Below are 26,497 nucleotides of genomic sequence, written 5' to 3'. Positions count from 1 at the left end.
CGCCGCGCCGTCCGATCCCGCGGAAGGCCGCCGTGCGCCCCGCGTCGTGTCTAGGCGCAAACCAGCGGGGCGGCAAAGGGGCCCGGCGGCGCGGTCGGCCCGCAACCGGAACGCGCATAACCAAGGTTAGGGTCCAACGCAGGGTCGCGCGGAACCTTCCGGTTCGCCAAGGCCAGGCCCACGGACCGGCGTTCCGACCGCGACCCGCGCATCGGCGCAAAATTGGGTCGCAACGCCGTCGCAACATGCTTCCTAAACCAATAGATTGAATTTAGAGTGCCGGCGGCCCCAAGCGGATGGCGGCGAAACGACATGGTGATGGACTTGACCCCTGCCCCGAGCGCTGCCGCGCGGGACGACGGCGCGGCGGATTCGCCCTCGCCCGCCGCCCGTGACACCGCCGCCGTGCGCCGGCTCCTTCCCGTGCAGCCGCGCACGATGGTCGAGCAGGCCGCGGAGGCCGTGGTCGCCGCCGCGGCGCGCGGCGTCTTCCTGCCCGGCGACCGCCTCGTCGAGGCGGAGATCGCGCGCGACCTCGGCATCAGCCGCGTCCCCGTGCGCGAGGCGCTGCGCCTGCTGGAGAGCCAGGGCATCGTGGTCAGCACGCCCTACAAGGGCATGCGGCTGATGCAGGTCACCAACCGCGGCGTGGCCGAACTGATGCGGGTCCGGCTCGCCCTCGAATCGCTCGCGCTGCGCGACGCGCTGGAGAACGGGCTCGCCGAGGAAAGCCTTGCCGCGCTGCGCCGCGCCGCGGAGCACATGCGCCACGCCGCCGCGCAGGCCGACACCGTCGCCGCGGTCGCCGCGGACGAGGCGTTCCACGGCGAGCTCTGCCGCGCCTCCGGCAACGCGACGCTGCACGCCGTGTGGCACAGCCTGGCGCGGCAGCTCACCGTGCTCTGGGGCCTCGCCGCGCCGCACCGCGACCTGGCCCGCCTCGCGCGCGAGCACGAGGCCCTGGTGGCGAAGCTCGCCGCGGGCGACGGGGCGGGCGCCGAGGCGCTGCTCGCCGCGCATGTCGGCTGGCACCTGAGCTTCGACTTCGAGGCCGCCGTGGAGCAGCGCCGGCGCCAGCGCAGCGCGGCCTGACCGCGCCGCGCCGCGCGCCGGGAGCGCCTCCGCCTCGGGGCCGCCGGGGCCGCGCATCTCCTCCGCCACCGCGAAGCCGGGCCGCGTCGGCACAGGCCGGGGCGTTGGCGGTCGCCCCCCAGGGTCGGGCAGAAGGCGCGGCCGGGTCGGCCGCCGTCAGAGCGCCTCGCCCCACCGGCCGAGGAAGCCGAATTCCTCGATCGGGCGGCGGATGCGCGGGCTGGTCTCGCGCGTCCGGTAGGGCTCGGCGAGCGCGTCCGGGCTGCCGGGATGGCCGAGGGCGATCGCCGCGACCGGCTCGTAGCCCTCGGGGACGGCGCAGGCGGCGCGCGCCTTCGCGGCGTCGAAGCCGGCCATCTGGTGCGCCTGCAGCCCCAGCGCCGCCGCCTCCAGCGCGAGCAGCGTGCTCGCGGCGCCGAGATCGTGCCAGGCGTGGCGGTTGGGGCTGCCGTTCTGCGGGAAGTCCATGCGGGCCACCGAGATCATCAGCACCGGCGCCCGCGCGCACCAGGTGCGGTTGCCCGAGGAGAGGCAGCCGAGCAGGGCGGCGAAGGCCTCCGGCTCGCGGTGCCGGCGGGCGATGACGTAGTGCCAGGGCTGCGCGTTGTAGCAGCTCGGCGCCCAGCGCGCCGCCTCGAGCAGGCGCCGCAGCATCTCCTCCGGCACCTCACGGTCGAGGAAGCTGCGCGGGCTCCAGCGGGAGGCGAGCAGCGGCGCGATCGGGTGCGCGGCGGGCGCGGTGCGGTCGGGCGGCACGCCGGTCGCGGCGGGAGCGTCCGTCATGGGCCTCTCGTCTCCTGCGGCTGGGCATGCCAGTCCGTTGCGGGCGGCATGCGGACTCGTACCGCTCTGGTCAAGGGCGGCGGGACAGGGCGGGCGCGGCCGCGTTCCGCCGCCGCCCTGCCCGCCGCATCCGCGCCGGTCAGCCCCCGAAGGTCGCCAGCAGCTCCTCCACCTGCCCCGGCGTCAGCGTCCGCGCGCCGGCCCCGCGCAGCAGCAGGGCGAGCCGCGCCGCCTCCTCCAGCTCCTCCGCGGCATGCACCGCCTCGTCCAGCGTCCGGCCGCACACCACCGGGCCGTGGTTGGCGAGCAGCACCGCCTTCGCCCCGCCGCGCGCGGCCCCGGCGATCGCGGGCTCCATCGCCGGGTCGCCCGGGCGGAAATACGGCACCACCGGCAGCGTCCGCCCGACGCGCATGACGAAGTAGGGCGTCAGCGGCGGGATCGGCGCGGTCTCGCCCGGCGCCGCCAGGCAGGCGATCGCCGTGGCGTGCGTCGAGTGCAGGTGCACCACCGCGCCCGCCTCCGGCCGCGCCTCCAGGAAGGCGCGGTGCATGAACACCTCCTTCGAGGGCGGATCGCCCGAGACGTGCCGCCACGCCCGGTCGAGCCTGCTGATCCGCTCCGGCTCCAGCCGGCCGAGGCAGGAATTGGTCGGCGTGATCAGCACGCCGTCGGGCAGGCGCGCGCTGATGTTGCCCGCCGAGCCGACCGAGAAGCCGCGCGCGAAGAGCGACCGCCCGTGCGCGCAGATCGCCGCGCGCAGCGCCTGCTCGTCCATCGCCCTCAGCCCTCCGCCGGCAGCATCGCGAACGCCTTGAGGAAGAAGTCGCGCGCGCCGAAATTGCCGCTCTTGAGCGCGAGGTGCAGCCCGGCGGGCTCGGCGTAGGTCCAGGGCACGCCGGGGTCTATCTCCGCCCCGATGCGCAAGGCGCGCACGCCGAGGCGCGAGACCACCGCGCCCGCCGTCTCGCCCCCCGCCACCACCAGCCGCCGCACGCCGCGCGCGACCAGCCCCTCGGCCACCGCGGCGAGCGCCTGCTCGACCAGCGCGCCCGCCGCCTCGCGCCCGAGCCGCGCCTGCAGCGCCGCCACCTTCTCCGGCGGCGCCGAGGCGGCGATCACCACCGGCCGGTCGGCGGCGAGCCTCCCCGCCGCCCAGGCGAGCGCCTGCTCGGCCAGCGCGGCGGCGTCCGGCGTCGCCAGCGGGTCGAGCTCGAGCGTCGGCACCGCGTCCCGCACCAGGCCGATCTGGCCGAGCGTGGCGCGCGAGCACGACCCGGCCACCACCGCGGCGAGGCCGCGCCCGGGCGGCAGCGCGGCGGCCGCGGCGCCGCGCTCCGGCAGCAGCCCGGCGCGGCGGAAATTCGCGGGCAGCCCCATCGCCACGCCCGATCCGCCGGTGATCAGCGGATGCCGCTCCGCCGCCTCGCCGATGGCGAGCAGATGCGCGTCCGTCAGCGCGTCCACGATCGCGTAGCGCCGGCCGGACTCCCTGAGCCGCGTCATCTCGCGCCGGATCGCCGCCGCGCCCTGCTCGACCACCGCATAGGGCACGAGGCCCACCGCGCCGTCGGTCTGCCGCCCCAGCACGCGCACCAGGTTCGGATCGCGCATCGGCGTCAGCGGGTGGTTCTCCATCCCGCTCTCGTTCAGCAAGACGCTGCCGACGAAGAGGTGCCCCTGGTAGATCGTCCGCCCGTTGGTCGGGAAGGCCGGGCAGGCCAGGGCGAAGCCGGCGTCGAGGCGCCGCAGCAGGGCATCGGCCACCGGGCCGATGTTGCCCTCGTCGGTCGAATCGAAGGTCGAGCAGTACTTGAAGAAGACCTGCCGCGCCCCGGCGGCGAGCAGCGCCTCGCAGGCGGCGAGGCTCTCCGCCACCGCCTCCCGCGGCGGCGCGGTGCGCGACTTGAGCGCCACGATCACCGCGTCGGCCTCGGGCAGGGCCCCCTGCGGCACGCCGATCACCTGCACCGCGCGCATCCCCCCGCGCACGAGGGTGTTGGCGAGGTCCGTCGCGCCGGTGAAGTCGTCGGCGATGCAGCCGAGCAGGAGGGGCATGGCCGGGCACTCCCTAGAGCGGCGTCCCGTCCTTGCGGCTGTAGCGCCACTTGCCGTCGGCGCCCATCTCCGCGCGCAGGTCGTCGTCGGGATAGGTCACGCGGTCGCCCGGCGAGCGGTCGCCGATCTCGAGATAGACCACGTCGCGCGCGGTGCGGTTGACGAGGTGGTGCGCATCGCCGGTGCCCGCGGGGAAGCCCGCGCACATGCCGGGCTGGAGCGGCGTCTCGCCGGCATCGGTGACGAGCGTCGGGCTCCCCTCCAGCACGTAGACGAACTCGTCCTGCGTGGCGTGGGCGTGGCGCAGCGCGGAGGCCGCGCCGGGGGCGAGGCGGGTCAGGTTGACGCCGAAATTCCTCAGCCCGAACGGGTCGCCGAGCGGCCGCTTCTCCCGCCCCTCGACCTTGCGCGCGAGGTCGGGCGGGTAGCCCGTGGCGCGGGCGCGCGGCGGCGCCTCGGCGGCGCGCAGGGCGATGGGGCGGTCCGGCGCGGATGGCACGGGGCGGTCCTCCTGTCACGGCGATGGCGGCGGCTGACGCGCCGCCGCCGCGCCCCTAGCATCCTTCCCGCCGCGCCGCGAGGAAAGAGGAGAGGAGCTTCGCCATGGACAAGCAGGTCATCCGCACGCCCGCCGTGCCCGAGACCGGCGGGCCGTTCAATCTCTGCGTCCGCCACGGCGACATGATCTACGTCTCGGGCCTGCCGCCCTTCGAGGAGGACTATTGCGCCCGCCTGCGCGCCGCCCGCGCCCGCGGCGAGCCCCCGCCCCCCTTCCCCGACCTGCCCTTCGAGCGCCAGGTGCGCATCGTGATGGACCACCTGAAGGCGCTGGTGGAGGCCGCCGGCTCGAACATGGACTGCCTGCTCAAGGTCATCGTCTGGCTGAAGGACCAGCGCCAGCAGGAGGCGTTCGACCGCATCTACCGCACCTACTTCTCCTCGGCCGAGGCGCTGCCGGCCCGCACCCGGATGCAGGCCGGGCGCACGCCGATGGACTGCGCGTTGGAGGTCGAGGCGATCGGCTACGTCCCGCGCCGCGGCGGCTGAGCGGCGGGGCGCCCCGAACGCCAGCCGGTGCGGAGGGGGGCCCCCGCGGCGGCGGCCGTCGGCTTCCCGGCGGCGAGTCCGGGCAACCCGATCGGCACGGCAGGCGCCGGCGATCCGCAAGGTCCGTCGCCGGCCGGCCCCGGCGGTCGCTCGCGCCGATCCGGCGGCAGCAGCGTCGCCATCAGCGCGTCGAGATCTCCGCCGGCATAGAGATGGCCGCGGATGCCGGCGGCGGCCGCGGCGGCGAGGTCGCTCTCGCGATCGCCGACGAGCAGGCTGCGCGACAGGTCGATCGGCCAGGCGGCGGCGAGATCGAGGATCATCCCGGGCCGCGGCTTGCGGCAAGGGGACTCGCGCCGGTAGGCCTCGATCACGGCCTCCGGATGGTAGGGGCTGCACCGGAACTCGTCCACATGGGCGCCGATCGCGGCGAGATCCTCGTCCATGCGGGCGTGGAAGCGATCGACCTGGTCGAGGTCGTAGTAGCCTCGCGCGACGCCGGACTGGTTGCTCACCACGAAGGCGAACAGCCCCGCGCGGTTGATCCGCCGCACCGCCTCGCGCGCGCCGGGCAGCCAGCGCAGCGCCTGCGGGCGGTGGGTGTAGCCCTCGTCGTGGTTCAGCGTGCCGTCGCGGTCGAGGAACACCGCCGGGCGACGGCGCCGCGCGATCGTCGCCCCGGCGGCCGCGTAGTCCTCCGGCACGCCGATGTCGACGAAGGCGCCGTCGAGCGGCACGCCCTCGATCCCGCCGGCCGCGGCGAGCGGCGGAAACACGTCGGTCTCCAGCGAGCAGGGCGAGACGCCGATGCTCTCGATGACCGCCCGCCGCATCACGTAGATACCGGCATTGACCTCCCCCGGCGTGGCGGCCGCGCCCCGGGGCGAGAAAGCGCGCACCAGCCCGCCCTCCCGCCGCACCGCGCCGTAGCGCCCGGCGTCCGGCGCGCGCCGCAGCGCCATCCGCACCAGCGCGCCGGCGGGCAGCGGCGGCGCGGCGAAGGCGCGCAGGTCGATGTCGAACCAGGAGTCGCCGTTCATGAGCAGGAAGGCGTCCTCCGCCACGTCGGCCAGGTGCCGCAGCGCCCCGCCCGTCCCTGCGGGCTGCGGCTCGACGGCGACGGCGATGGCGATGTCGCGGCCGGCGATGCGGCGCATACCCGCATAGCGCTCCGCCACCTGCCCGCCGAGGTGGCCCGCGAGCAGCACGACCCGCGTAAATCCGTGCCGGGCCGCCTCCTCCAGCAGCAGATCGAGGAACGGACGGCCGCCCACGGGCAGCAGCGGCTTCGGCGTCGCGCGCGTCAGCGGCCCGAGCCGGGTGCCGAGGCCGCCGACGAGGATCCCGCACTGGCGGATCATGGCGTTCAGCCCGGCCTGGGACAGACCGCCGCCTCGACCAGGGCGCAGATCACGTGTCCCGCCACGATGTGGCCCTGCTGAACCAGCGGCGTGCTGTCGGACGGCATGCGCAGCTCGATGTCGCACAGCGCGGCCATCGGCCCGCCGTCGCGGCCGGTGAGGCCGATGGTCGTCATGTCCCGCCGGCGCGCCGCCTCCATCGCCCGCAGCACGTTCGGGGACCGGCCGGAGGTGGAGATGCCGACCAGGACGTCACCTGCCCTGCCCAGCGCCTCCACCTGCCGGGCGAAGACCTGCTCGTAGCCGTAGTCGTTGCCGATCGCGGTGAGGACGGAGCTGTCCACGGTGAGCGCCAGCCCCGCCATGCCCGGCCGGTCGTAGTGGAAGCGCGAGACCAGCTCGCCCGCCAGGTGCTGGGCGTCGGCGGCGCTCCCGCCGTTGCCGCAGAACAGCACCTTCCCGCCCGCGGCGATCGCGCGCGCGCAGGCCGCGGCCGCGGCCTCGATCCGTCCGGCCAGGGCGGGGTCGGCGCGCATCCCGGCCAGCAGGGCCTCGGATTCGGCCAGGTGGCGCGCGATCGCCGATGCCGCGTCGCTCACGCCGGCGCCACCCAGCTCTCGGCGCCCGTGCTCGTCAGGGAGCAGGGCAGCAGGGAGAGCCCTTCGGCGAGCAGCCGCCGCGCGATCGCGGGGCGCCGCTCGTGCGGCGCGAGCAGCATCAGGAAGCCGCCGCCGCCAGCGCCGGAGATCTTGCCCGCCCAGGCGCCGGCCTCCATCGCCATGCCGTAGATCCGCTCGATCTCGGTGTTGGACACGCCTTCGGCGGTGCGCTTCTTCGCCTCCCAGGAGCTGCCGAGCACGCGGGCCATGCCGCGGATGTCGCCGCGCAGCAGGCAGAGCTTCATGTCCACGGCCTCCTGCTTGATCTGGTGCATCGCGGCGAGCGCGTCCTCGGCGTGCCGGGTCAGGCCGCGCGTCTGCTGCTCGATGATCTGCGACGAGATGCGGGAGCGGCCGGTGTGGCAGACGAGAAGGCTGCCCTCGAACTCGCGGCTGTGCGCGTGGTGGACGCGCAGCGGATTGACGATGACGCGGTCGCCCGGCAGGAACTCGATGAAGTTGAAGCCGCCGAAGGCCGCGGCGTACTGGTCCTGGCGCCCGCCCGCCATGCCGAGATCCACGCGCTCGATCACGTAGGCGAGGCGCGCGATGTCGTAGTCGCCGAGCGGCAACGAGAGGAACTCGGCATACGCCTTGACCAGCGCGACCACCAGCGCCGAGGAGGAGCCGAGGCCCGAACCGGGCGGCGCGTCCACTGCCGTGTGCACGCTGACGGCGAGCGGCCGGCCGCCGCAGAACTCGCGGAAGATCCGGTTGTACACGCCGCGGTGCAGCGCGAGGCCACCGTCCAGCGGCAGCTCCGGGAGGGGCATCGCCTCGTCCACCGCTTCGATGTCGTTGGCGGAGAAGGAGACGCACCAGTCGAAGCGCTCCTCGACCACGGCGTGGGCGTACACACCGATCGTGCAATTCAGCACGTTGCCGCCGAACTCGTCGCAGTACGGCGACAGGTCGGTCCCGCCGCCGGCCAGGCCGAGACGCAACGGCGCGCGCGCGCGTGTCTTGCGTCCGGCCACGGGCGCCGCGAACGCCCGGTGGAGCAGGCGTGCGCCCGACGCCGTGTCGGGGCGCAGATCCGTCGCCACGATGTCCCTCCGCATGTCAACCATGCCGGCTCCGGACGATTGGCGGGCCGTCATAGTGGCGCACGGCGCCGTCGGTGGTGAGTCCGGCATCCGCCGGAAGCCACGGGCTCATCGCTTGTTGATGGCGGGCGCCGCATCGCGGGCGCGCTCGCCGCTCCCGCGCGGGCCGATGGCCGAAGCCGGGAAGCGCGCCGCGCGGGCATCCGTGGTTGTGCGCCGCGTCGTGCGCGGCATGTGCGGGTGGAGGCGCGAGGTCACGGGAGCAGCGGCCATGGCAGCGCGAGGCGCGCAGCCTCTCGGACCGCCAGGGCGGCGCGGAACCTCCGGGCGCGGGAAGACGCGCCCGCTCAAGGCGGCGCGATCGCCGGCAGCGCCGCAAGCCGTCCGAGCAGCGCTCCCGCCGCCCGGGCCCGGGCACCGCGCCGCCGCCGATGAGCGCGATCCGTCCCCCCGTGTCGGCGGCCGAGAGCCCGAGGTCGCGCGCGCCGCCCCGATGGCCGCCGCGGCGGCGGACGCGGGGTTGCCGGCCACCGCGACCCGGGCGAAGCCGTGGACCGTCCGCCGCACCGGAGCCGCCCCGCAGTCGCACAGGCAGCCTCGCCGCCCGTCGCGTGCGGATCGCGGCGGCAGGGCCGGGATCGCCAGGATGCAGGTCGGCTGCCGCGGCGCTTCGGTTCCAGGTGCGCACGGCAACGACGCCGCGCCTCCGAAGGTTCCTGGCCGCGGCGTAGCGGCACCCGGCGTGCCCGGAACCCGTTACCGCCCGGCGGCGCGACGCTGCGGGGGGCGCAAGGGGCCGGTCGGCGCCGCCAGGGGTCACCCCCTTGTGTCATTCCCGGTCCCGGCTTCCCAGTAGGAGTCGTTCCGCGCCGCAACGGTTCGGCAGCGGCTTCGGAGGGCGAGGGACGTGCGGCAGGACCGGACGACGCCACAAGGCGAAGGGAGGGCGGTGCGACCGATCGACGCGCCCCTCGTCTTCGTCACTGTGGAGCTGCCGCGGCCGGGGGAGGCCGGGCACCTCGCCGGCAACCACGCGATCCTGTCCTACCTGGTCGCGCGCGGCCACGAGGTCGTGCTCATGCTCGCGCGGCCGCAGATGCCCTGGCCGCTGCAACGCTTCGGCCGGGCGCTCGATCCCGACCACGTGCGCGTCGAGGGGCCCGGTCTCGTCGGCGGCCGCGGCTGGGTGGCGACGGTCGCGCCGCGGCACGCCGCGCGGATCCTCGCGCGCCGGGCGATCGGCATCCTGCCCGGCCCGGCGCGCGAACGCGTCCGCCGCCGCGCCAGGGCCGGAGACTACGGCGTGGTGGACGCCGTGCTCGGCCGCTTCATCGACCAGCGCTCCGTCGACTGGGCCGCCGCGCGGATCGCCGCGCTGCGCCCCCGCGCGGTGCTGATCGACACCATCTTCCGCGCGCCGCTGCTGCGCGCCGCGGCGCTCGCGCGCATCCCCTCGATCCTGATCGCGCACGACGTGTTCCACCAGCGCCACCAGTCGCTTTCGGCCCGCGGGCTGCGCCTCTATCCGCCCAGCCTCACGCGCGACGAGGAGCTGGACCTGCTGCGCCTGGCGGATGTGGTGGTGACGGCGCAGCCGGAGGAGGCGGCACTGCTGAGCGGGCTCCTGCCAACGCGGCGGGTGCTGTCCGCGCCGATGCCCGTCCGTCCCCGGCCCCGTCCGGCGGGCGTCGCGCGCGAGCCGGGGCTGCTCGCCTTCGTCGGTTCGGACAGCGTGCACAATGTGGATGGGATGCGGTGGTTCCTCGCCGAGGTGTGGCCGCGGATCCGTGCCGCGCTGCCGGCGGCCCGGCTCGAGGTCTGCGGCACGGTCGGCCGCGCGCTCGGCGCCAAGGTGCCGGAGGGCGTGACGCTGCGCGGGGTGGTGCCGGACCTCGGCGCGGTGCTGCACCGGAGCGCGGCGGCGGTGGCGCCGGTGCTCGCTGGCTCGGGCCTCAAGATCAAGGTGCTCGACTGCGTGTCGCACGGGCTGCCGGTGGTGACGACGTCGGTGGGCGCGGAGGGCTTCGTGCGCGAACCGTGCCGCCCGCTCACCGTTGCCGACGGTGCCGAGGACTTCGCGTGCGCGGCGGTGCGCCTCGCGGGTGATGCGGCGGGCCTCGCCGAGCGGGAGAGGCGCGCGCTCGACTACTGCCGCCACTACGCGCCCGAGCGGGTGTTCGCCGGTCTCGCGGAGATCCTCGACGCGCTTTGAGCCGCCTCCGTCAGCGCAGGCCGGCCGCGGGCGGTGCGTCCGCGCGTTGCGTCGGAGGGAGCCGCGACGATCTCCGGCCCCTGCCGAAGCCTCGCGCCTCGCAGCCTGGCGCTGTCTCGCAGCCCCCCGGGCCGGTCGGCCGGGGGATGGCCTCCCTCGCCGAGCGAGGCGGGGGATCGTCCAATTCCCGAATCATCATCTGGAAATTGAAACTCGAAGTTGATATTCTCCTGATCGAGCTTCGCTCGTCCGGTCCCCCCCACTCGGCGAGTCCCAGGCCCCCCGATGCCCGCCCACCGCGCTCGCGCCGCCAGCGCGACCACATCGCCGCTCCACAGGTCGCCGCGCGAGGCGGCGACCGGCACCCCGGCCGATCGGCCGGCGCGCGTGCTGCTGGTCGAGGACGAGGCCGTCGTCGCGATGGTGCTCGAGGAGGCCCTCGAGCGCGCCGGCCATGACGTCGTGACGGCGCCCGACCCCGACGCCGCCATCGCCGCGTGGGAGGCAGCCGAGGCCGCCGGCACGCCGATCGGCATGCTCGTGACCGACCTCGGCTCGCCGCAGGGCGGGCCGTTCGGCGGCGTGTGCCTGATCCGGCGCCTGCGCGCGCGGCGCCGCAGCCTCCCCGTCGTGGTGGTCACCGGACACGAGCTGACGGACGCCGAGCTGCGAAGCCGCCTCGGCCGTCGCGACGCCGGCCGGCGTGGCGAGACCATCCTGCTGCGCAAGCCCTTCGATCTCGGCAATTCGCTGCCCGAGGCCCTCTCCCGCGCCAACGCGGCCGCGATGCCCCGCCGCGTCGTGCTGCCGGCGCGCGCGCCCGCCGCCGGAGCCGATCCGGCCACCGGCGATCAGGGCGCGGCACGGGCGCGCTGAACGGGCCGATGTTCCTGGCCAGCGCGCCGGCCCGGCTCCCGGGGCGCCAGCCGGCACGCGGCGCTTCCGGCACCGGGCAAGGCGTCGCGACCGCAACGCCGCGATTCAGCGCCTGCGTGCCCGTTTCGCCCGCAGCGCCTCCCAGTGCCTCAGGCGCTCGGCGATCGCCGCCTCCGCGCCGCGGTCGGTCGGGCGGTAGAAGCGCTGCCGGCGCATCCCCTCCGGGAAGTAGTCCTGGCCGGAGAAGCCCTCCTCCTCGTCGTGGTCGTAGGCGTAGCCGCTGCCGTAGCCGAGCTCCCTCATCAGCCGCGTCGGCGCGTTGAGGATGTGTTTGGGCGGCATCAGGCTGCCGGTCTCGCGCGCCGCGCGCATCGCCGCGCCGAAGGCGACATAGACGGCGTTCGAGCGCGGCGCCGTCGCCAGGTGCACGACGAGCTGGGCGAGCGCCAGCTCGCCCTCCGGCGAGCCGAGCCGCTCGTAGGTCTCCCACGCCGCGATCGCGAGCGGCAGCGCGGCGGGATCGGCCATGCCGACGTCCTCGGCGGCGAAGCGCGTCAGGCGCCGGGCGATGTAGCGCGGGTCCTCGCCGCCCTGGAGCATGCGCGCGAGCCAGTAGAGCGCCGCGTCCGGGTCCGAGCCGCGCAGCGACTTGTGCAGCGCGGAGATCAGGTTGTAGTGCTCCTCGCGGTCCCTGTCGTAGAGCGCGGCGCGGCGGGCGAGCAGCGCCGACAGCGCGGCGGTGTCGAGCGGCGGCTGGTCCTCCGGCAGGGCGAGGAGCTGCTCCGCCATGTTCAGCAGGTAGCGGCCGTCGCCGTCGGCCATGGCGCGCAGCGCGGCGCGCGCCGCCTCGTCCACCGGCAGGGCACGGCCGGTCGCGGCCTCGGCGCGGGCGAGCAGCCTCTCCAGCGCCTCGTCGTCGAGCCGGCGCAGCACCAGCACCTGGCAGCGCGAGAGCAGGGCGCCGTTCAGCTCGAAGGAGGGGTTCTCGGTCGTCGCGCCGACGAGGGTCACCGTGCCGTCCTCGACGACGGGCAGGAATCCGTCCTGCTGGGCGCGGTTGAAGCGGTGGATCTCGTCCACGAAGAGCAGCGTGCCCCGGCCCGCGGCGCGGCGCCGGCGCGCCTCGTCGAAGGCGCGCTTGAGGTCGGCCACGCCGGAGAACACCGCCGAGAGCGGCACGAAGGCGAGCCCCGCGCGCTCGGCGAGCAGGCGCGCGATGGTGGTCTTGCCGGTCCCCGGCGGCCCCCAGAGGACCAGCGAGGCGAGGCTGCCGCGCGCCAGCATGCGCGTCAGCGCGCCCTCCGGGCCGACCAGGTGGTCCTGGCCCACCACCTCCTCCAGCGCGCGCGGGCGCAGCCGGTCGGCGAGGGGGCGGCGCGCGTCGTCCGGCGGGGGCGGCGCGCCAGGCGCGGCGGCGGGCGGCCCGAACAGGTCGGGCGGGGCGGCGGGATCGGCGGGGACGCGGCGCGGCGGCATGGGAAGCGCAGCATACCGCGCCGGCGCGCCGATGCGATGGCGCCCGCCGGCGCCCGCGAGGCGCGCCGGGGTGGCATCGGCGCATGTCCGGGCTAGGGTGGCGGCACCGCTAGGAGGAACCATCGCCGTGCCCGATATCCCGCCTTCGTTGCAACGTCGTGCCCTCGCCGCCGCGCTCGCCGCCGCCGCGGCGACGCCGCGCCGCGCCGCCGCCCAGGGCGCCGCGCCCTGGGCGCCGACGCGCCCGATCCGCCTGATCGCGGGCTATCCGCCCGGCGGCGGCGTGGACACCACGGCGCGCCTGCTCGCCGGCCCGTTCTCCACCCTGCTCGGCCAGCCCGTGGTGGTCGAGAACCGTCCTGGCGCCGGCGGCTCCCTCGCCGGGCACGAGGTCGCGCGCGCCGCGCCGGACGGCCACACGCTGTTCGTGGACGCGAGCCCGCAGACGGTGAACCACGTCCTGCTGAAGAACCTGCCCTTCGACTACGCCACCGCCTTCACGCCGATCAGCCAGGTGATCGTGCTGCCGCAGATCATGATCGTGCACAACGGCCTGCCGGTGCGCACGCTGGCCGAGTTCGTCGCCTACGCGAAGGCGCGGCCGGGGCAGCTCGCCTACGGCTCCTCCGGCAACGCCACCGCCTCGCATCTCGGCACCGAGCTGTTCCTGCGCCGCGCCGGGCTCAACGTCGTGCACGTGCCCTATCGCGGCGGCACGCCGGCGCTGCAGGACCTGCTCGGCGGCAATGTCGCCTTCGTGTTCGGCACCGTCTCCTCCTCGCTCCAGCTCGCCCGCGAGGGGCGGGTGCGGCCGCTCGCCGTCACCACGGCGCAGCGCATCCCGCCGCTGCTGGAGGTGCCGACCTTCGCCGAGCAGGGCTTCCCCGGCTACGAGCTGAACGAGTGGAACGGCCTGTTCGCCCCGGCCGGGCTGCCGGCGCCGATCGTCGCGCGGCTGCACCAGGCGGTGCTGGCGGCGCTCGCCGATCCCGTCGTGCGCCAGCGCATCGAGGCGCTGGGGGCGATCCCGGTCGGCAGCGACCCGGCGAGCTTCGCGCGCTTCATGACCGAGCAGCGCGAGGCGATGGGGCGCCTGGTGCGCGAGATCGGGCTGGAGGCGGGGTGAGCCGGGAGCGGGCCTCGCCGGCGCGGAGGATGGCCTGCCGCCGGCCGGGCGCGGCCCGCCTCCTGCGTGCGCTGATTTGCGCCGCGCTGTCGCTGGCCGCTCCACTCGCCCCCTCCGCCGGCCCCGCCGCGCCGCAGACCGCGGACGAGCCGCCGGGGGCGGTCGCCGCATCGGCGCTGATCGGCCGCCCCGTCGCCGCGCTGCTCGGCCAGCCGGGCGTGGCGATGAACCTCCGCATGGCCGGCGGCGGCTGGCAGCGCGCCCTCGCGCAGGCGGTGCGCCTGCCCGGCCCGCCCCTGCGCCTCGCGGACAACGGGCGGCACCTCTACGGCTGGGGCTGCGCGCCCGCCGGCTGCAGCGAGGCGGGCGTGTTCCTCGCCTGGGATCCGCACGGCGAGCAGATCTTCGCGGTGCTCATGGACGACCGGCGGCCCGTGCTGTTCGTGCCGCCGCGCGCGGGGCGGAGCTGGCCGGCGGCGCTCGCCGCGCCGCTGCGCGAGTTCGACGCCGAGGCGGCGGGCATGATCCGCTTCGCCGCGGGCGCGCTGCGGTGATGAGCCGGCACCGCAGCCGCCGCCGCGCCCGTCGGGAGACTGGCGACGCGGCGGCACCCGGCTCCGCCACCGCCGCGCGTCCTGCCGGATCTCGCGGATCGCGACCGATCCGCGCCCGGACCTGGGCACCGCGATCTGGCGGCTCGGCTCGCCGCGCAGGCGGCAGCGCCCGTTCGGGCGCGCGTCGCGCTCGTGGGGATCCGGCGTTACCGCCCGGCGCCGATGGCCGCCTCGCCCGCCGGAGTGAGGCGCAGCACCTCGCTGTCCTCGTGTTCGGTCAGCAGCCGGACCGAGCCGTCGCGGTGCACCGTCACGTCGCGGATGCGGCAACCGAACGCGATCACCTCCCGCTGCTCGACGGAACCGCCGGCCACCGCCATGCGCACCACGCCACGCTTGGCGAGGCCGCCCACAGCATGCGGCCCCGCCAGTCCGGCAAGGCGTCGCTCCGCTGGAAAGCGAGGCCGGAGGGCGCGACCGTCTCCTCGAAGACATGGAGGGGCGATCCCATGCCTTCCGGCTCCGCGCCGACGCCGATCGGCGCCCCGGAATAGTCCACGCCGCCCGTGAGGAAGAGCCAGCCGTAGTTCCGACCGGCCTTGATCCGGTTGATCCTGTCCCCGCCCCGCGGGCCGTGATCCGCGACCCAGATCTCGCCGCCGTCCGGGTGGAAGGCCATCGCCTGGATGTTGCGGTGGCCGTAGGACCAGATGTGGTCGTCCTCGTCGGCCTCGCCCGCGAACGGATTGCCGTCGGGGACCGCGCCGTCGTCGCGGATGCGGATGATCGAGCCGCGGTGATCCCGCGGATCCTGCGCGGTGCCGATGTTGCGCCGCTCCCCCATGCTCAGAAACGGCGTTCCGTCCTCGGAGCGGAAGGCTAGGCGGCCGCCGAAGCGCAGGCCGCTGCCGTCGCGGTTGTTCCGGGGGAAAACCTCCTCGACGTCCTCGAGCCGCGCCGGACCGCCCTCGCCCTCGACGAGCCGGCCGCGGACCACGGCGGTGCCGCCCCTCCTCCGTCCAGCGCGCGAGGCTGAGAGAGACGAGGCGGTTCCGCTCGAAGCCGGCCGGGGTGCAGGGCCGTCGAACGGGCCGCCCTGGCTGCGGCTGGTCGGCCCCCGGTAGCGGTAGATCGCCGGCACGCCCTGCAGCGGCGGCGAGAGGCGGCCGTCCGGCAGGACGGCAAGACCCCTGGATGCGCCAGGCCCTGCGCGATGGTCTCCACCCGCAGCCGGCCGGCCTCGGTCCCGATGGTCCGCGCGGCGGAGCGTTGCGGCTGCGGGGCTTGCTGGTCCCGGAGCTGCCGCTCCTCGGCCGGTGCGGGCGCCTGCTGGCCTGCGCCGGGGCCGGCACCGACGCGAGGCCGCACTAGGCGGTCGCGAGCAGCGCGGCACGGAACGTCGCCGCGAAGGGAATGCGCATCGGCGATCCCCTCCGCTTCGCGGCGAGCGCGGAGGCCGGGCACGCCGCAGGCCGAACGCGGCGCAGGGAGGTTCTTTCCGGCAGGCCGACGGCCGCCGCGCGGCGCCCGCCCGAGCGGGGTCAGGCCCGCAGCACCGCCCCGGTCGCCTTCGCCACCGCCTGCACCACCTTGTCGGCCACCGCCTCGATCTGGGTGTCGGTCAGCGTCGCCTCGCGCGGCTGCAGCGTCACCTGGATGGCGAGGCTGACCTTGCCGCGCGGCACCCGCTCGCCGGCGTAGCGGTCGAACAGCGTCACGTCGCCGATCAGCGCGCGGTCGGCGGCGCGGGCGGCCTTCAGCACCGCCTCGGCCGGCACCGTCTCGTCCACCAGGAAGGCGAAGTCGCGCCGCACCGGCTGGAAGGGCGGCAGGTCCGGCGGGCCGCGCCGGCGGCGCTTCGGCTCGGGGATGGCGTCGAGGAACACCTCGAACGCCGCCGCCGGGCCGTGCAGGTCGAGCGCGGCGAGCACCTGCGGGTGGATCTCGCCGAAGGTCGCGAGCGCCTGCCTGCCCTGCCGCACCACGCCGGAGCGGCCCGGGTGGTAGAAGCCCGGCGCGTCCGCGGTGACCGTCAGCGCCGGCATCGGCACGCCGAGCGCGGCGAGCAGCGCGAAGGCGTCGCCCTTGGCGTCCATCGCGTCCATCGGGCGCGAGGGCTCCGCCCAGTGGCGCGGCGTCGCGCCCACGCGCACGCCGGCGGCGATCTGGAGCTGCCCCTCGGGCGTCGGGTCGCGGTAGCCGCCGCCGACCTCGGCCAGCGCCACGTCGCCGAAGCCGCGCGCCGCGTTGCGCGCGGCGGCGAGGAGCAGGCTCGCCACCGGCGTCGGCCGCATCTGGTCGAGGTCGGAGGCGATCGGGTTGTCGAGCCGCAGCGCCCCGGGCGCCTCGCCGAACAGCGCGGCGATGCGGGAGTCGAGGAAGCCGAAGCTCACGCAGTCCAGCATCCCGCGCGCCGCCAGCACCCGCCGCGCCAGCGCCGTGCGCGCCTGCTTCGGCGTCAGCGCCGGCGGCGGCACCGGCGAGGCGACCGGCAGCGAGACCGGCGGCACCCGGTCGAGGCCGCGGATGCGCAGCACCTCCTCGATCAGGTCGCATTCCGGCTCGATCGCGGCGCAGCCCTCGGCGGCGGCGCGCGCGCGCTCCGCGGGCAGGCCGGGCGCCTGGTCGAGCGCGCCGGGCTGGGCGATGTCGTTGCGCCAGGAGGGGACGGCGACGGTCACGCTCTCCGCGTCGCGCCGCTCCACCGCGAAGCCGAGCCGCTCCAGCACGCCCACCGCCTCCTCGGGCGGCACCTCGGCGCCGCCGAACTCGGCGAGGCGGCGGAAGCGCAGCGTGGCGCTGCGGCGCCAGGCGGGCTCGGCGCCGGCCGCGACCACCTCGCTCGCCTCGCCGCCGCAGAACTCGAGCATCATGCGCGTCGCCGCCTCGAGCGCGGGCGGCATCAGCGCCGGGTCGACGCCACGCTCGAAGCGGGCGCGCGCGTCGGTGCGGATGTCGTGGCGGCGGCCGGAGAGGGCGATGCGCACCGGGTCGAACAGCGCGCACTCGATGAAGGCCTCCGTCGTGTGCTCGTCGCAGCCGGTGTGCTCGCCGCCGATGATGCCGCCGATCGCCTCCGCCCCGGCGGCGTCGGCGATCACGCCGTCCTCCGCCGTCAGCGCGTATTCCCTGCCGTTCAGCGCGAGCAGCCGCTCGCCCTCGCGCGCCATGCGCATGGTGAGCACCTGGCCCTTCACCTTCCGCACGTCGAAGACGTGCAGCGGGCGGCCGAGGTCGTAGGTGAACCAGTTGGTCACGTCCACCAGCGCGTTGATCGGCCGCAGCCCGATCGCGGTGAGCTGGTCCTGCAGCCACTTCGGGCTCGGGCCGTTGGAGAGGCCCCGGAGCGCGCGCCCGAGCACCCAGGTGCAGGCGCGCGGATCGGCGATCTCCCAGCGCAGGGGGCTCGCGAAGCGCGCCGGCACCGGCTCGGGGCGCCACGGCCGCAGCGTGCCGAGCCCCGCCGCCGCCAGGTCGCGGGCGACGCCGCGCACGCCGAGCGCGTCGCCGCGGTTCGGCGTGACGTTGATCTCGATCACCGGATCGTCGAGCCCGGCCCAGCGCGCGTAGCTCTCGCCGACCGGCGCCTCCTCCGGCAGCTCGACGATCCCGGTGTGGTCCTCGCCGAGCCCCATCTCGCGCGCGGAGAGCAGCATGCCGTTGCTCCGCACGCCGCGGATCTCGCCGACCCTGAGCGTGATCCCGGTGCCCGGGATGAAGGAGCCGGGCGGCGCGAACACGCCCTTCATGCCGGTGCGCGCGTTGGGGGCGCCGCAGACCACCTCGACGATCCTCCCCTCGCCCGCGTCCACCTTGCAGACGCGCAGGCGGTCGGCGTTCGGGTGCGGCACCGCCTCCACGACGCGCGCGATGCGGAAGGGGGCGAGCGGGGCGGCGCGGTCCTCCACCCCCTCGACCTCGAGGCCGATGGCGGAGAGCGTCCCGGTGATGCGCGCGAGCGGCGCGTCGGTGTCGAGGTGGCGGCGCAACCAGGAGAGGGTGAACCTCATCGCCTCACACCCCCTCCGCCAGCGAGGGCGGGGAGAGCGGATCGGCGCGGTAGTGGCGCAGCCAGCGCACGTCGCTCTCGAAGAAGGGCCGGAGGTCGGTCATGCCCTGCTTGAGCATGGCGATGCGCTCGATTCCCATGCCGAAGGCGAAGCCCTGCCAGACGCGCGGGTCGAGCCCGCAATTCGCCAGCACCTTCGGGTGCACCATGCCGCTGCCGAGGATCTCCAGCCAGTCCTCGCCCTTGCCGAGCTCGCCGGTCCTGCGGTTCCAGCTGATGTCCACCTCCATCGAGGGCTCGGTGAAGGGGAAGTAGCTGGCGCGGAAGCGCACCGGCAGGTCGCGGATGCCGAAGAAGGCGCGCAGGAAGTCGATCAGGCAGCCCTTGAGGTGGCCGAGGGTGATCGCGCGGTCGATCACCAGCCCCTCCACCTGGTGGAACATCGGCGAGTGGGTCGCGTCGTGGTCGGCGCGGTAGGTGCGCCCCGGCACGATGGCGCGGATCGGCGGCGCCTGCGTCAGCATGGTGCGGATCTGCACCGGGGAGGTGTGGGTGCGCAGCACCGGGCGGCGGCCGTCGGGGCCGGGGGGCAGGTAGAAGGTGTCGTGGTCCTGGCGCGCCGGGTGGTGCTCGGGGATGTTGAGGGCGCCGAAATTGTGCCAGTCGCTCTCGATGTCCGGGCCTTCGACGACGGCGAAGCCCATGGCGCCGAAGATCGCCGTCAGTTCCTCGACGGTGCGGCTGATCGGGTGGATGCCGCCCTCGGCCGCCGTGCCGGGCGCGGTCGGGCGCGGCGGCAGGGTGACGTCGAGCCGCTCGGCCTTGAGGCGCGCCTCCAGCTCCGCCTGCTCGAGCGCGAGGCGGCGCGCCTCGATCGCCGCCTCCAGCTCGGCCTTCAGGCGGTTCAGCGCGGCGCCGCGCTCCTTGCGTCGCTCCGCCGGCACCTGGCCGAGGCCCTTGAGCAGCGCGGTCAGCCGCCCGCTCCGCCCGAGCGTGGCGACCCGCACCGCGTCCCAGGCGCGCAGGTCGGCGGCGGCGGCGAGCGCCGCCTCCGTCTCGCGCCGCAGGGCTTCGAGGTCCTCTCCCCCGGCCGTCGTCATCGTGGTCGCGTCGGTCATCGTCCGGTCCCGGATGCGAAAAGGGCCGCCCCTCGCGGAAGCGGCCCTCTGCTGAACGCCTTCGCGCGGGGGCGACGATCCCCCGCGGTGGCCGCCTACCGCGCCGCCAGCGTCGGCTGCGGGCGGGCCGCCCGCGCCTTCTCGACCAGCGCCGCGAAGCCGCGCGGGTCGTCGAAGGCGATCGCCGCCATCACCTTGCGGTCCAGCCCGATGCCCGCCGCCTTCGCGCCGGCGATGAACTGGCTGTAGGTCATGCCGTGCTCGCGCACCGCGGCGTTGATCCGCTGGATCCAGAGGCCGCGGAAGTCGCGCTTCTTGTTGCGCCGGTCGCGGTAGGCGTAGCGCAGCGCCTTCTCCACGCGCTCCAGCGCGATCCGGTAGGAGGTGCTGCTGCGCCCGACATAGCCCTTGGCGAGCCTGAGGATCTTCTTGTGGCGGGCGTGCTTGGTGACGCCCCGCTTGACACGCGCCATCGCTCAGCCCTCCTTCAGCGCTCGATGCCGTAGGGCATCCACTGCTTCACCGTCCGCGCGTCCTGCGGCGTCAGCACCTGGCTGCCGCGGTTCTGCCGCTTCGCCTTCTGGCTGCGGGCGATGAGGTTGTGGCGCTTGTTGCCGGGCCCCGCCAGGACCTTGCCGGTGGCGGTGAGCCGGAAGCGCTTCTTGACGCTCGACTTCGTCTTCATCTTGGGCATTTCGGACCTCCGGGTCGGAAGCGCCCCGGATCGGGGCGCGGAGCCGCGGCCGGGCATGCCCGTCCATCGCACCGGCGCGCGGGAGAGGCGCGGCGTATAGCGGCGGGGAAGCCGGGCCGCAAGGGTTTCCCCGCGGCTCCGCCATCCCCAGAATAGGGCGGGAGCGGGCGAGCGAGGGCGGGGCATCATGACGGCGGCGGCGCGGCAGGCGATCCTGATCGGTTGGGGCGAGCGCCCCTGCGAGCTGCTTCTCTCCCGCGCCAACCGGCACGGCCTGATCGCCGGCGCCACCGGCACCGGCAAGACCATCACGCTCCAGGTCCTCGCCGAGGGCTTCTCGCGCGCCGGCGTCCCCGTCTTCTGCGCCGACGTCAAGGGCGACCTCGCCGGCCTGAGCCAGCCCGGCACGCCCAACCCCAGGATCGAGACCCGCGCGCGGGAGCTGGGGATCGCCGATTTCGCCTACGAGCCCGCCCCGGTCGTCTTCTGGGACCTGTTCGGCGCGCAGGGCCACCGCCTGCGCGCCACCGTCGCCGAGATGGGCCCGCTGCTGCTCGCTCGCATGCTGGAGCTGAACGAGACGCAGGAGGGCGCGCTCACGATCGCCTTCCGCCTCGCCGACGACGAGGGCCTGCTGCTGCTCGACTTCAAGGACCTCCGCGCGATCCTGAGCCACGTCGCGGAGCGGACCGACGAGATCGGCGCCGTCTACGGCCGCGTCGGCAAGGCCACCATCGGCACCATCCAGCGCCGCCTGCTGATGCTCGAGGAAGCCGGGGCGGACCACTTCTTCGGCGAGCCGGCGCTGGCGCTGGAGGACATGATGCTCCTCACGCCGGACGGGCGCGGCGCGGTGAACGTGCTCGCCGCCGACAGGCTGATCCACAGCCCGCGCCTCTACGCCACCTTCCTGCTCTGGCTGCTCTCCGAGCTGTTCGAGGAGCTGCCTGAGGTCGGCGACCTCGACCGGCCGAAGCTGGTGTTCTTCTTCGACGAAGCGCACCTGCTGTTCCGCGACGCGCCGAAGGCGCTGGTCGAGAAGGTCGAGACGGTGGTGCGGCTGATCCGCTCCAAGGGGGTGGGCGTCTATTTCGTCACCCAGAACCCGCTCGACCTGCCGGCCGGCGTGCTCGGCCAGCTCGGCAACCGGGTGCAGCACGCGCTGCGCGCCTTCACCCCGGCGGAGCAGAAGGCGGTGCGCGCCGCGGCCGCGACCTTCCGGCCCAACCCGAGGCTGCGCGTCGAGGAGGTGATCGGCCAGCTCGGCGTGGGCGAGGCGCTGGTCTCGACCCTCGCCGCGGACGGCACGCCGACGCCGGTGGAGCGCGCGCGGATCTGCCCGCCGCGCTCGCGCATCGGCGCGATCACGCCGGAAGAGCGGGCCGCGATCCTCGTCCGCAGCCCGCTCGCCGGCCGCTACGACGAGGAGATGGACCGCGAGTCGGCCTACGAGCTGCTGACCGGCCGCGCCACCATGGCGATGGCCGATCCGGGCCCGCATCGCGTCGAGACCGGTTCAGCGCCGGTGCGCGGCGGCGACCCCTGGGGTGGCGTCAGGGTGCCCCCCCAGGGTCCTAGCGCCCGGGGCCGGATCCCCGACATCGTGCCGCAGGCCCGCCGCGTCCCTGCGCCGGGGCAGCCGGGGCGCGCCCCGACCGGGGGGGGGCTGCTCGGCGACATCCTCACCGGCGACCGCGGCCGGCGCCAGGGCGTCGCCGAGGCGATGGCGAAGTCGGCGGCGCGCAGTATCGGCTCCGCGGTGGGGCGCCAGATCGGCAACGCGGTGCTGCGCGGCGTGCTCGGCACGATCCTTCACCGGCGCTAGGCTACGGCCCGCCCGCCGCTGCCTCCGCCTCAGGACTTGCGGAACAGCGCGTCGGCCGCGCCGCGCTGCGCCTCGCGGGCGGCGATCGCGGCTTCGGTGCGGACAATCTCGGCACGCAACGCCGCGACATAGTCCCGCATCTCGGCCACCGACCAGCCGTCCAGGACCGCCGGTTCCAGCCCTCGCCGCCCCTTCGCGGAGGCCGCGGCCTGGCGCCGCAGCCGTTCCTCCTCGTCGTCGAACATCGGTCCTGCCTTGCCCGTTCCTGTCGCCCGGGCGCGGGCTTTGACCCGCCCGGGACCCCACTCTATATCCTTGGCAGCCGCTGCCAGAGGAGGGAGGCGCGCCGGCCGGCCCTCCCCCCCACGACCGCCCGGCCCGACCCTGAAGGTCCTCCCATGCCGCTGCCCCTGATGCCGAAGGCCACCGCCGTGTGGCTGATCGAGAAGACCTCGCTGACCTTCGACCAGATCGCCGACTTTGTCGGCATGCACCCCCTCGAGGTCCAGGCCATCGCCGATGGCGAGGTGGCGCAGGGCATCGTCGGCTTCGACCCGATCGCCAGCGGCCAGCTCACGCGCGAGGAGATCGCCCGCTGCGAGGCCGACCCGAATGCGCGGCTGCGGCTCAGCGAACCCTCGGTCCCGCTGCCCAAGCCGCGGACCAAGGGCGCGCGCTACACCCCGGTGGCCAAGCGCATCGACCGGCCCGACGCCATCGCCTGGCTGCTGCGCCACTACCCGCAGTTGCCGGATGCGGCGATCGCCAAGCTGCTCGGCACGACCAAGGAGACGATCCAGAAGGTGCGCGACCGCACCCACTGGAACAGCCCCAACATCAAGCCGCGCGATCCGGTGATCCTCGGCCTCTGCACGCAGTCGGACCTCAACGCGGCGATCGCCGCGGCCGGCATCAATCCGGCCACGCCGCCACAGCTCTCCGAGGACGCGGCCTGAGCGGCGCGGAGGTCAGCTCGATCCCGCCAGCAGGCGGCTGAGCTGCCGCCGGGTCAGCTCGCCGGTCTGCGGCTGGCCCAGGCTGCGCTGGTAGGCGCGGATCGCCTCGCGGGTCCGCGGCCCGGCGATCCCGTCCGCCGTGCCGGCGTCGAACTCGAGCGCGTTCAGCGCGCGCTGCACCTGCATGACCGTCGGCCGGTCGAGCTCCGCCACCTCGTCGGCCGCCGCCGCGACCTCCGGCCCGGGCGCCGCGGCGAGGGGCGGCGCGAGCGCGGCGTCCTCGACCTGGCGCAGCTCGGCGGCGAAGACCACGCGGTGCGGTTCGGTCTCGTACGCCCAGATCTCCGCGGTGGTCCGGCGGAGCGAATCCGGGCGCGCCAGACGCACCGCCCGCACCGCGTATCGCCACTGGCCCGCGTTGCGAACCAGCCCCGCGGCGCCGCCCGCGGCGGCCGCGAACGCCCGGCCGCGCTCTCCCTCGACGAGCCGGGCCAGCTCGATGACCGGGCACGCGCCGCGCTCGGTCTGCCAGCGCCCGCGCGGCGGCAGGCCGGCGACAAGCTCGCGCGCCTGGGTGTGGGACACCGGCTCGAACACGCCGCGGTTGCCATAGGCGCCGAGCGCCTCCGCGACCGGGATCCCCGCTGCGTCCAGGCTGCGGCCGCGGAACTGCAGGTCCACCTCGACCGCGCGCAGCGCGAGGGGCCCGGTGTTCGCGATCTCGGCGCACAGCGCCGCCGGGCCGCCCTGCGGCAGCCCTCGCGGCCCGGGCCGCGGCCAGCCGGGGGCGGGGCGGGAGGCGATGGCGACGAAGCGCTGCGCATAGTCCGCGGCGAGCGCCTCCGCGAAGGCGTCGCCGGCTGCCGCGGCGGCCGCCTCCGCCTGCTCCGCCCGCGCGGCGGCCGCCTGCGCGGCCGCCTGCGCAGCCGCCGTCCCCGGCACCTCGGCCTCGAGCGCGGCGGCGTAGGCGGCCTCGACCGCCGCGAGTTGCGTCCGCGCCGCCTCGAGGCGCGCCTCCGCCGCTTCCAGCGCGTCCCGACGGGCGGCAGCCAGCGGTCCGGCGATGGCGAGGAACTCGGCGGCGCGCGCCTGCAATGCCTGATCGGCGCCGTCGTGCTCGGCGCGCGCGCGGTCCAGGTCCGCGCGGGCGGCGGCGATCGCCTCGGCAGCCCGCACGCGCTGCGCCTCCGCCTCCTCCGCGGCCCTGGTCTCGCGGGCGACCACCTGGCGCAGCGCCTGTGCGCGCAGGGTCACCACGGCGAGCCGCTCCTGCGCGTTCTCCGCCAGGGCGCGCGCCACCGAGGCGGGGTCGGAGCACCGGGCCTCGCGGAAATTGTTGAGCGAGTCCTCGCCCAGCCAGACCAGGGCGCCGCTCAGCATGCTGGCATCGGTGCCGCGCAGCGCCACCGTCGCCTGCAGGCCGAGGATGGCCGAGGTGAAGTAGGCCTCGAGCCGCTCGCGCTTGTCGGCGCAATAAAGGAAGCGGTCCATCCCCTCGGCCTGCTCCTTCAGCCGGATCAGCACCGGCAGGCGCTGGAGGAGGACAGGCCGCAGGGCGCGCTTCGCCTGCTCGAAGACCGGGGTGAACTCGGCCTCCAGCGCCACCAGGCGGCGTTCCTCCTCGCGGGCGGCGCGCAGGTGCTCCTCGCGGATCCTGGCGCCGGGAGCGAGCAGCGCGGCGCGCTGGCGGGCGATCTCGGCGATCGCCTCCTCGTTGCGACCGAGCTCGGTCCGGGCAGTGCGGGCGCGCTCGGCGGCGGCATCGCGTGCCCGCTCTCCGGCGGCCTGCACCTCGGCCGCCGCGGCGAGCCGCCGCTCCGCCTCGGCGATCGTCCGTTCGGCCGCGACGCGGCGGGCGAGCAGGCGGCTCTGTTCCGGCGGGATCTCCGGCATGCGCGCTGCCGCCTCGCGCTCGGCCCGCGCCGCCTCCAGCGCGGCGCGCTGGGTCGCGAGGGGGACGGCGAAGCGGGCTTCGACCGGCACCCGCGCGGCCGCCGCGCGCTGCTCCGCGACGGCGAGTGCCGCCGCTGCTTCCTCCCGGGCGGCGCGCGCCGCCTCCCGGGCGCGGACGGCCTCGGCGAATGCCGCGGCTTCCTCGGTGGCCGCGACGCTCGATGCCGCGCCCCCGCGGGGCGGGTCGCGCTGCTGCGCCAACCCCGGCGTCGCGCCGCCGAGGAGCGCCACCCCGGCGGCGAACGCCGCCGCCACGCCGAAGACGGACAGGCGCCGGGCCTGGAGCGGGACGCCGCTGGCGCGGAACCCGGGGTGATGCCGAAGCCAGGGCTGCGGCGGCGCGTCGTGCATGGATCTCGTCGGGCGGGACGGCGGGCGGATGCAACTCTAGCGCGATTTTGCCACGCCGGCCATCGGCAGCGAGACCGCAGGCACCGGGATCCGGCACGGCAACCGATCCCGTCCCGGCGAGTTTGACCGCGATGCGACGGGAGACGACCCGATTGGCCGCACGCTTCACCGTCTATCGCTACGAGGTGCGGCGCCCCGCGCCGGTGCCCGATGCCCCCTCAGGCGCGGGCGGCGCCGGTACGGTCGAGACGCACTGGACCCTGGTTCCGATGCGGGCCGCCGGCTACGCCGGCAGCGATGCGCCGGTGGATGCCCACCCTCTGGGCCAGGAGGAGGCGGAGCTCGGCACGCCGGTCCGCTACGGCGAGGTCGAGGTGCCGGAGGGCACCCGCGTCGTCTCGCTCGACCCGCCGATCCTCGATGTTCCCGGTCGCGGACGGGTCGCGCTGCTCGCGGTGATGGACGTCGGCGAGGGCGAAGCGACGCGGGATTCGCCGGGGGCCGAGGTGCGCTTTCGACGCGCCTGATGCGCCTTGCCGACGCAGTCTCGTCCCCCGGGCGGATGACGGTCCCTCCCCACGGGGCGCCGTTCCGCCTCCATCCCTGGACCGTTCCGGGCCGCTCGGCGAGGGCGGGGTGCCCGGCATCAGGGGTCGCGGTGCCGCCCTTGCAGCGCCCGTGCACCAGTCGGGCAGCAGCCGTAGCGGAGGCTGCGCGCGCGGGGGGGGCGGCGCAATGCGCGTCGGGGTGCGAACCCCGTGATCAGGACGGATACGCCCCTTGCCGTGCCTGCGACGCGGTCCGGCCCTTCCTGGCGCGAGAGCCTCCAACGGTTCAGGAGCCGCACACGCCGTCGCGTGCCCGTGGGCCTTGGAACGGCGACGCACGTCAGCGCGTCGCGGGCGGCCGGCGGTTTGCGTCCGCGGCCGGCGCGGCGGTCGGCGGAGGGTCTTCGCGCTCCAGCGCCGCGGCGAGTTCGGCGAGGAGGTCCGCCGGGCCGGGCAGCGAACTGGCCGACGCTGCGGCGAGCGGACACGGGCGTGCAGAGCCGGACATCGAAACCTCAGGCACGGGCAGCGGGTGCTGAACCTGATCCATGGTTGTGGCGTCGGGAAAACTATGCAACTTCTCGTTGGATAGGGGGGTCGGAGTTTTCTTGCCGGCGCCCCGTCCGGGCTCGGCGCATCCGGCGCCGCACCGTGCGTCCGGCCGCGGGGCTTGCGCATGCGCGGATCCCCTGCCGGGTGAGGGATTCGAACCCCCGGCCTTCGGTTTACAAAACCGATTCGATCCCCTGCGCA

General features: G+C 75.7%; 23 protein-coding genes and 1 pseudogene. 9 read left to right on the top strand and 15 right to left on the bottom strand.

The genetic code is table 11. The features are described 5' to 3' along the window. Nucleotides 1-318: 318 nt before the first annotated feature. A complete protein-coding gene (locus tag IEX99_RS15310) occupies nucleotides 319-1,092 on the top strand; it encodes a GntR family transcriptional regulator (protein ID WP_188901825.1) in 774 nt (257 codons plus the stop codon). Between the two features lie 156 nt (nucleotides 1,093-1,248). Here IEX99_RS15310 and IEX99_RS15305 read toward each other — a convergent pair whose 3' ends face one another. From IEX99_RS15305 to IEX99_RS15290, 4 genes are all read right to left on the bottom strand, one after another. Beyond that, nucleotides 1,249-1,875 carry a nitroreductase family protein gene (locus tag IEX99_RS15305; protein WP_188901823.1) on the bottom strand — a complete coding sequence of 209 codons (627 nt, stop codon included), beginning with the start codon at nucleotides 1,873-1,875 and terminating at the stop codon, nucleotides 1,249-1,251. A 139-nt stretch (nucleotides 1,876-2,014) separates the two neighbouring features. Beyond that, the gene (otnC, locus tag IEX99_RS15300) at nucleotides 2,015-2,653 is read right to left on the bottom strand and encodes a 3-oxo-tetronate 4-phosphate decarboxylase (protein ID WP_188901821.1); all 639 of its coding nucleotides are present in this window, start codon (nucleotides 2,651-2,653) and stop codon (nucleotides 2,015-2,017) included. Nucleotides 2,654-2,658: 5 nt separating this feature from the next. Beyond that, nucleotides 2,659-3,933, bottom strand: a complete 1,275-nt coding sequence (otnK, locus tag IEX99_RS15295) for a 3-oxo-tetronate kinase (protein ID WP_188901819.1) — start codon at nucleotides 3,931-3,933, stop codon at nucleotides 2,659-2,661. A 13-nt stretch (nucleotides 3,934-3,946) separates the two neighbouring features. Beyond that, nucleotides 3,947-4,432 (bottom strand): cupin domain-containing protein, encoded by a 486-nt coding sequence (locus IEX99_RS15290; protein WP_188901817.1) that lies wholly within the window; start codon nucleotides 4,430-4,432, stop codon nucleotides 3,947-3,949. Nucleotides 4,433-4,536: 104 nt separating this feature from the next. Here IEX99_RS15290 and IEX99_RS15285 point away from each other — a divergent pair, with 104 nt between their 5' ends. Continuing rightward, the gene (locus tag IEX99_RS15285; protein ID WP_188901815.1) at nucleotides 4,537-4,980 is read left to right on the top strand and encodes a RidA family protein; all 444 of its coding nucleotides are present in this window, start codon (nucleotides 4,537-4,539) and stop codon (nucleotides 4,978-4,980) included. Here IEX99_RS15285 and IEX99_RS15280 read toward each other — a convergent pair. From IEX99_RS15280 to IEX99_RS15270, 3 genes are read right to left on the bottom strand one after another with little or no spacing between them, the layout of a single operon-like run. Beyond that, complete coding sequence (locus IEX99_RS15280) at nucleotides 4,956-6,341, bottom strand: HAD-IIIA family hydrolase (protein WP_188901813.1); 1,386 nt, start codon at nucleotides 6,339-6,341, stop codon at nucleotides 4,956-4,958. The genes IEX99_RS15285 and IEX99_RS15280 overlap by 25 nt on opposite strands. 5 nt (nucleotides 6,342-6,346) lie before the next feature. Further along, a complete protein-coding gene (locus IEX99_RS15275) occupies nucleotides 6,347-6,940 on the bottom strand; it encodes a D-sedoheptulose-7-phosphate isomerase (protein WP_308421498.1) in 594 nt (197 codons plus the stop codon). After that, nucleotides 6,937-8,070, bottom strand: coding sequence for a GHMP family kinase ATP-binding protein (locus IEX99_RS15270; RefSeq protein WP_229678064.1), 1,134 nt, complete (start codon nucleotides 8,068-8,070; stop codon nucleotides 6,937-6,939). The genes IEX99_RS15275 and IEX99_RS15270 overlap by 4 nt, the downstream gene beginning before the upstream one ends. 925 nt (nucleotides 8,071-8,995) lie before the next feature. On the opposite strand from IEX99_RS15270, the gene IEX99_RS15265 reads away from it, so the two are divergent. Both IEX99_RS15265 and IEX99_RS15260 read left to right on the top strand, forming a co-directional pair. Beyond that, nucleotides 8,996-10,258 carry a glycosyltransferase family 4 protein gene (locus IEX99_RS15265; protein ID WP_188901811.1) on the top strand — a complete coding sequence of 421 codons (1,263 nt, stop codon included), beginning with the start codon at nucleotides 8,996-8,998 and terminating at the stop codon, nucleotides 10,256-10,258. Nucleotides 10,259-10,543: 285 nt separating this feature from the next. Then, nucleotides 10,544-11,134: a response regulator gene (locus IEX99_RS15260; RefSeq protein ID WP_188901809.1), complete on the top strand. Its 591-nt coding sequence runs from the start codon at nucleotides 10,544-10,546 to the stop codon at nucleotides 11,132-11,134. Nucleotides 11,135-11,239: 105 nt separating this feature from the next. Here the strand turns inward: IEX99_RS15260 and IEX99_RS15255 are convergent, their stop codons facing one another. After that, on the bottom strand, nucleotides 11,240-12,610 hold the full coding sequence (locus IEX99_RS15255) for a replication-associated recombination protein A (RefSeq protein WP_188901807.1): 1,371 nt from the start codon (nucleotides 12,608-12,610) through the stop codon (nucleotides 11,240-11,242). Nucleotides 12,611-12,737: 127 nt separating this feature from the next. Between IEX99_RS15255 and IEX99_RS15250 the strand changes: the two genes are divergently transcribed. Continuing rightward, the gene (locus tag IEX99_RS15250; protein ID WP_229678063.1) at nucleotides 12,738-13,736 is read left to right on the top strand and encodes a Bug family tripartite tricarboxylate transporter substrate binding protein; all 999 of its coding nucleotides are present in this window, start codon (nucleotides 12,738-12,740) and stop codon (nucleotides 13,734-13,736) included. Between the two features lie 29 nt (nucleotides 13,737-13,765). Then, entirely contained in the window at nucleotides 13,766-14,290 is a 525-nt protein-coding gene (locus IEX99_RS15245) for a hypothetical protein (protein ID WP_188901805.1), read from the top strand. 206 nt (nucleotides 14,291-14,496) lie between these two features. Here the strand turns inward: IEX99_RS15245 and IEX99_RS15235 are convergent. The 5 genes and pseudogenes from IEX99_RS15235 to rpmI form a co-directional block, all read right to left on the bottom strand. Beyond that, nucleotides 14,497-15,431 (bottom strand): annotated as a pseudogene (locus IEX99_RS15235) (PQQ-dependent sugar dehydrogenase). A gap of 400 nt (nucleotides 15,432-15,831) precedes the next feature. Continuing rightward, the gene (pheT, locus tag IEX99_RS15230; RefSeq protein WP_188901799.1) at nucleotides 15,832-18,300 is read right to left on the bottom strand and encodes a phenylalanine--tRNA ligase subunit beta; all 2,469 of its coding nucleotides are present in this window, start codon (nucleotides 18,298-18,300) and stop codon (nucleotides 15,832-15,834) included. A gap of 4 nt (nucleotides 18,301-18,304) precedes the next feature. Then, nucleotides 18,305-19,399, bottom strand: coding sequence for a phenylalanine--tRNA ligase subunit alpha (gene pheS / locus IEX99_RS15225; protein ID WP_188902048.1), 1,095 nt, complete (start codon nucleotides 19,397-19,399; stop codon nucleotides 18,305-18,307). A 113-nt stretch (nucleotides 19,400-19,512) separates the two neighbouring features. Then, nucleotides 19,513-19,890 carry a 50S ribosomal protein L20 gene (rplT, locus tag IEX99_RS15220; RefSeq protein WP_188901797.1) on the bottom strand — a complete coding sequence of 126 codons (378 nt, stop codon included), beginning with the start codon at nucleotides 19,888-19,890 and terminating at the stop codon, nucleotides 19,513-19,515. 14 nt (nucleotides 19,891-19,904) lie between these two features. Beyond that, entirely contained in the window at nucleotides 19,905-20,111 is a 207-nt protein-coding gene (gene rpmI / locus IEX99_RS15215) for a 50S ribosomal protein L35 (protein ID WP_188901795.1), read from the bottom strand. A 187-nt stretch (nucleotides 20,112-20,298) separates the two neighbouring features. Here rpmI and IEX99_RS15210 point away from each other — a divergent pair, with 187 nt between their 5' ends. After that, on the top strand, nucleotides 20,299-21,936 hold the full coding sequence (locus IEX99_RS15210; RefSeq protein ID WP_188901793.1) for a helicase HerA-like domain-containing protein: 1,638 nt from the start codon (nucleotides 20,299-20,301) through the stop codon (nucleotides 21,934-21,936). A gap of 29 nt (nucleotides 21,937-21,965) precedes the next feature. On the opposite strand, the gene IEX99_RS15205 is transcribed toward IEX99_RS15210, so the two are convergent. After that, nucleotides 21,966-22,181, bottom strand: coding sequence for a DUF1192 domain-containing protein (locus IEX99_RS15205; protein ID WP_188901791.1), 216 nt, complete (start codon nucleotides 22,179-22,181; stop codon nucleotides 21,966-21,968). Between the two features lie 153 nt (nucleotides 22,182-22,334). On the opposite strand from IEX99_RS15205, the gene IEX99_RS15200 reads away from it, so the two are divergent. Then, on the top strand, nucleotides 22,335-22,892 hold the full coding sequence (locus IEX99_RS15200) for a DUF1013 domain-containing protein (protein ID WP_188901789.1): 558 nt from the start codon (nucleotides 22,335-22,337) through the stop codon (nucleotides 22,890-22,892). A 12-nt stretch (nucleotides 22,893-22,904) separates the two neighbouring features. Here IEX99_RS15200 and IEX99_RS15195 read toward each other — a convergent pair whose 3' ends face one another. Beyond that, on the bottom strand, nucleotides 22,905-25,196 hold the full coding sequence (locus IEX99_RS15195; RefSeq protein ID WP_188901787.1) for a peptidoglycan-binding domain-containing protein: 2,292 nt from the start codon (nucleotides 25,194-25,196) through the stop codon (nucleotides 22,905-22,907). Between the two features lie 152 nt (nucleotides 25,197-25,348). Here IEX99_RS15195 and IEX99_RS15190 point away from each other — a divergent pair, with 152 nt between their 5' ends. Beyond that, a complete protein-coding gene (locus IEX99_RS15190; protein ID WP_188901785.1) occupies nucleotides 25,349-25,723 on the top strand; it encodes a hypothetical protein in 375 nt (124 codons plus the stop codon). The last annotated feature ends 774 nt before the right edge of the window (nucleotides 25,724-26,497 follow it).

The organism is Caldovatus sediminis (assembly GCF_014644455.1).
GTDB classification, from domain to species: Bacteria; Pseudomonadota; Alphaproteobacteria; order Acetobacterales; family Acetobacteraceae; genus Caldovatus; species Caldovatus sediminis.
Note: the sequence above shows the minus strand (reverse complement) of the source record. Positions and strands in the feature narration are given on the sequence as shown.

Bases quoted from the DNA above. Each gene is read 5' to 3' on its own strand.
- IEX99_RS15205 (WP_188901791.1), bottom strand. From the start codon at position 22,181: ATGTTCGACGACGAGGAGGAACGGCTGCGGCGCCAGGCCGCGGCCTCC.
- pheT (WP_188901799.1), bottom strand. From the start codon at position 18,300: ATGAGGTTCACCCTCTCCTGGTTGCGCCGCCACCTCGACACCGACGCG.
- IEX99_RS15245 (WP_188901805.1), top strand. From the start codon at position 13,766: ATGGCCTGCCGCCGGCCGGGCGCGGCCCGCCTCCTGCGTGCGCTGATT.
- IEX99_RS15255 (WP_188901807.1), bottom strand. From the start codon at position 12,610: ATGCCGCCGCGCCGCGTCCCCGCCGATCCCGCCGCCCCGCCCGACCTG.
- IEX99_RS15280 (WP_188901813.1), bottom strand. From the start codon at position 6,341: ATGATCCGCCAGTGCGGGATCCTCGTCGGCGGCCTCGGCACCCGGCTC.
- IEX99_RS15260 (WP_188901809.1), top strand. From the start codon at position 10,544: ATGCCCGCCCACCGCGCTCGCGCCGCCAGCGCGACCACATCGCCGCTC.
- IEX99_RS15210 (WP_188901793.1), top strand. From the start codon at position 20,299: ATGACGGCGGCGGCGCGGCAGGCGATCCTGATCGGTTGGGGCGAGCGC.
- IEX99_RS15285 (WP_188901815.1), top strand. From the start codon at position 4,537: ATGGACAAGCAGGTCATCCGCACGCCCGCCGTGCCCGAGACCGGCGGG.
- IEX99_RS15305 (WP_188901823.1), bottom strand. From the start codon at position 1,875: ATGACGGACGCTCCCGCCGCGACCGGCGTGCCGCCCGACCGCACCGCG.
- IEX99_RS15200 (WP_188901789.1), top strand. From the start codon at position 22,335: ATGCCGCTGCCCCTGATGCCGAAGGCCACCGCCGTGTGGCTGATCGAG.
- IEX99_RS15310 (WP_188901825.1), top strand. From the start codon at position 319: ATGGACTTGACCCCTGCCCCGAGCGCTGCCGCGCGGGACGACGGCGCG.
- IEX99_RS15195 (WP_188901787.1), bottom strand. From the start codon at position 25,196: ATGCACGACGCGCCGCCGCAGCCCTGGCTTCGGCATCACCCCGGGTTC.
- otnC (WP_188901821.1), bottom strand. From the start codon at position 2,653: ATGGACGAGCAGGCGCTGCGCGCGGCGATCTGCGCGCACGGGCGGTCG.
- rplT (WP_188901797.1), bottom strand. From the start codon at position 19,890: ATGGCGCGTGTCAAGCGGGGCGTCACCAAGCACGCCCGCCACAAGAAG.
- pheS (WP_188902048.1), bottom strand. From the start codon at position 19,399: ATGACGACGGCCGGGGGAGAGGACCTCGAAGCCCTGCGGCGCGAGACG.
- IEX99_RS15270 (WP_229678064.1), bottom strand. From the start codon at position 8,070: ATGGTTGACATGCGGAGGGACATCGTGGCGACGGATCTGCGCCCCGAC.
- rpmI (WP_188901795.1), bottom strand. From the start codon at position 20,111: ATGCCCAAGATGAAGACGAAGTCGAGCGTCAAGAAGCGCTTCCGGCTC.
- otnK (WP_188901819.1), bottom strand. From the start codon at position 3,933: ATGCCCCTCCTGCTCGGCTGCATCGCCGACGACTTCACCGGCGCGACG.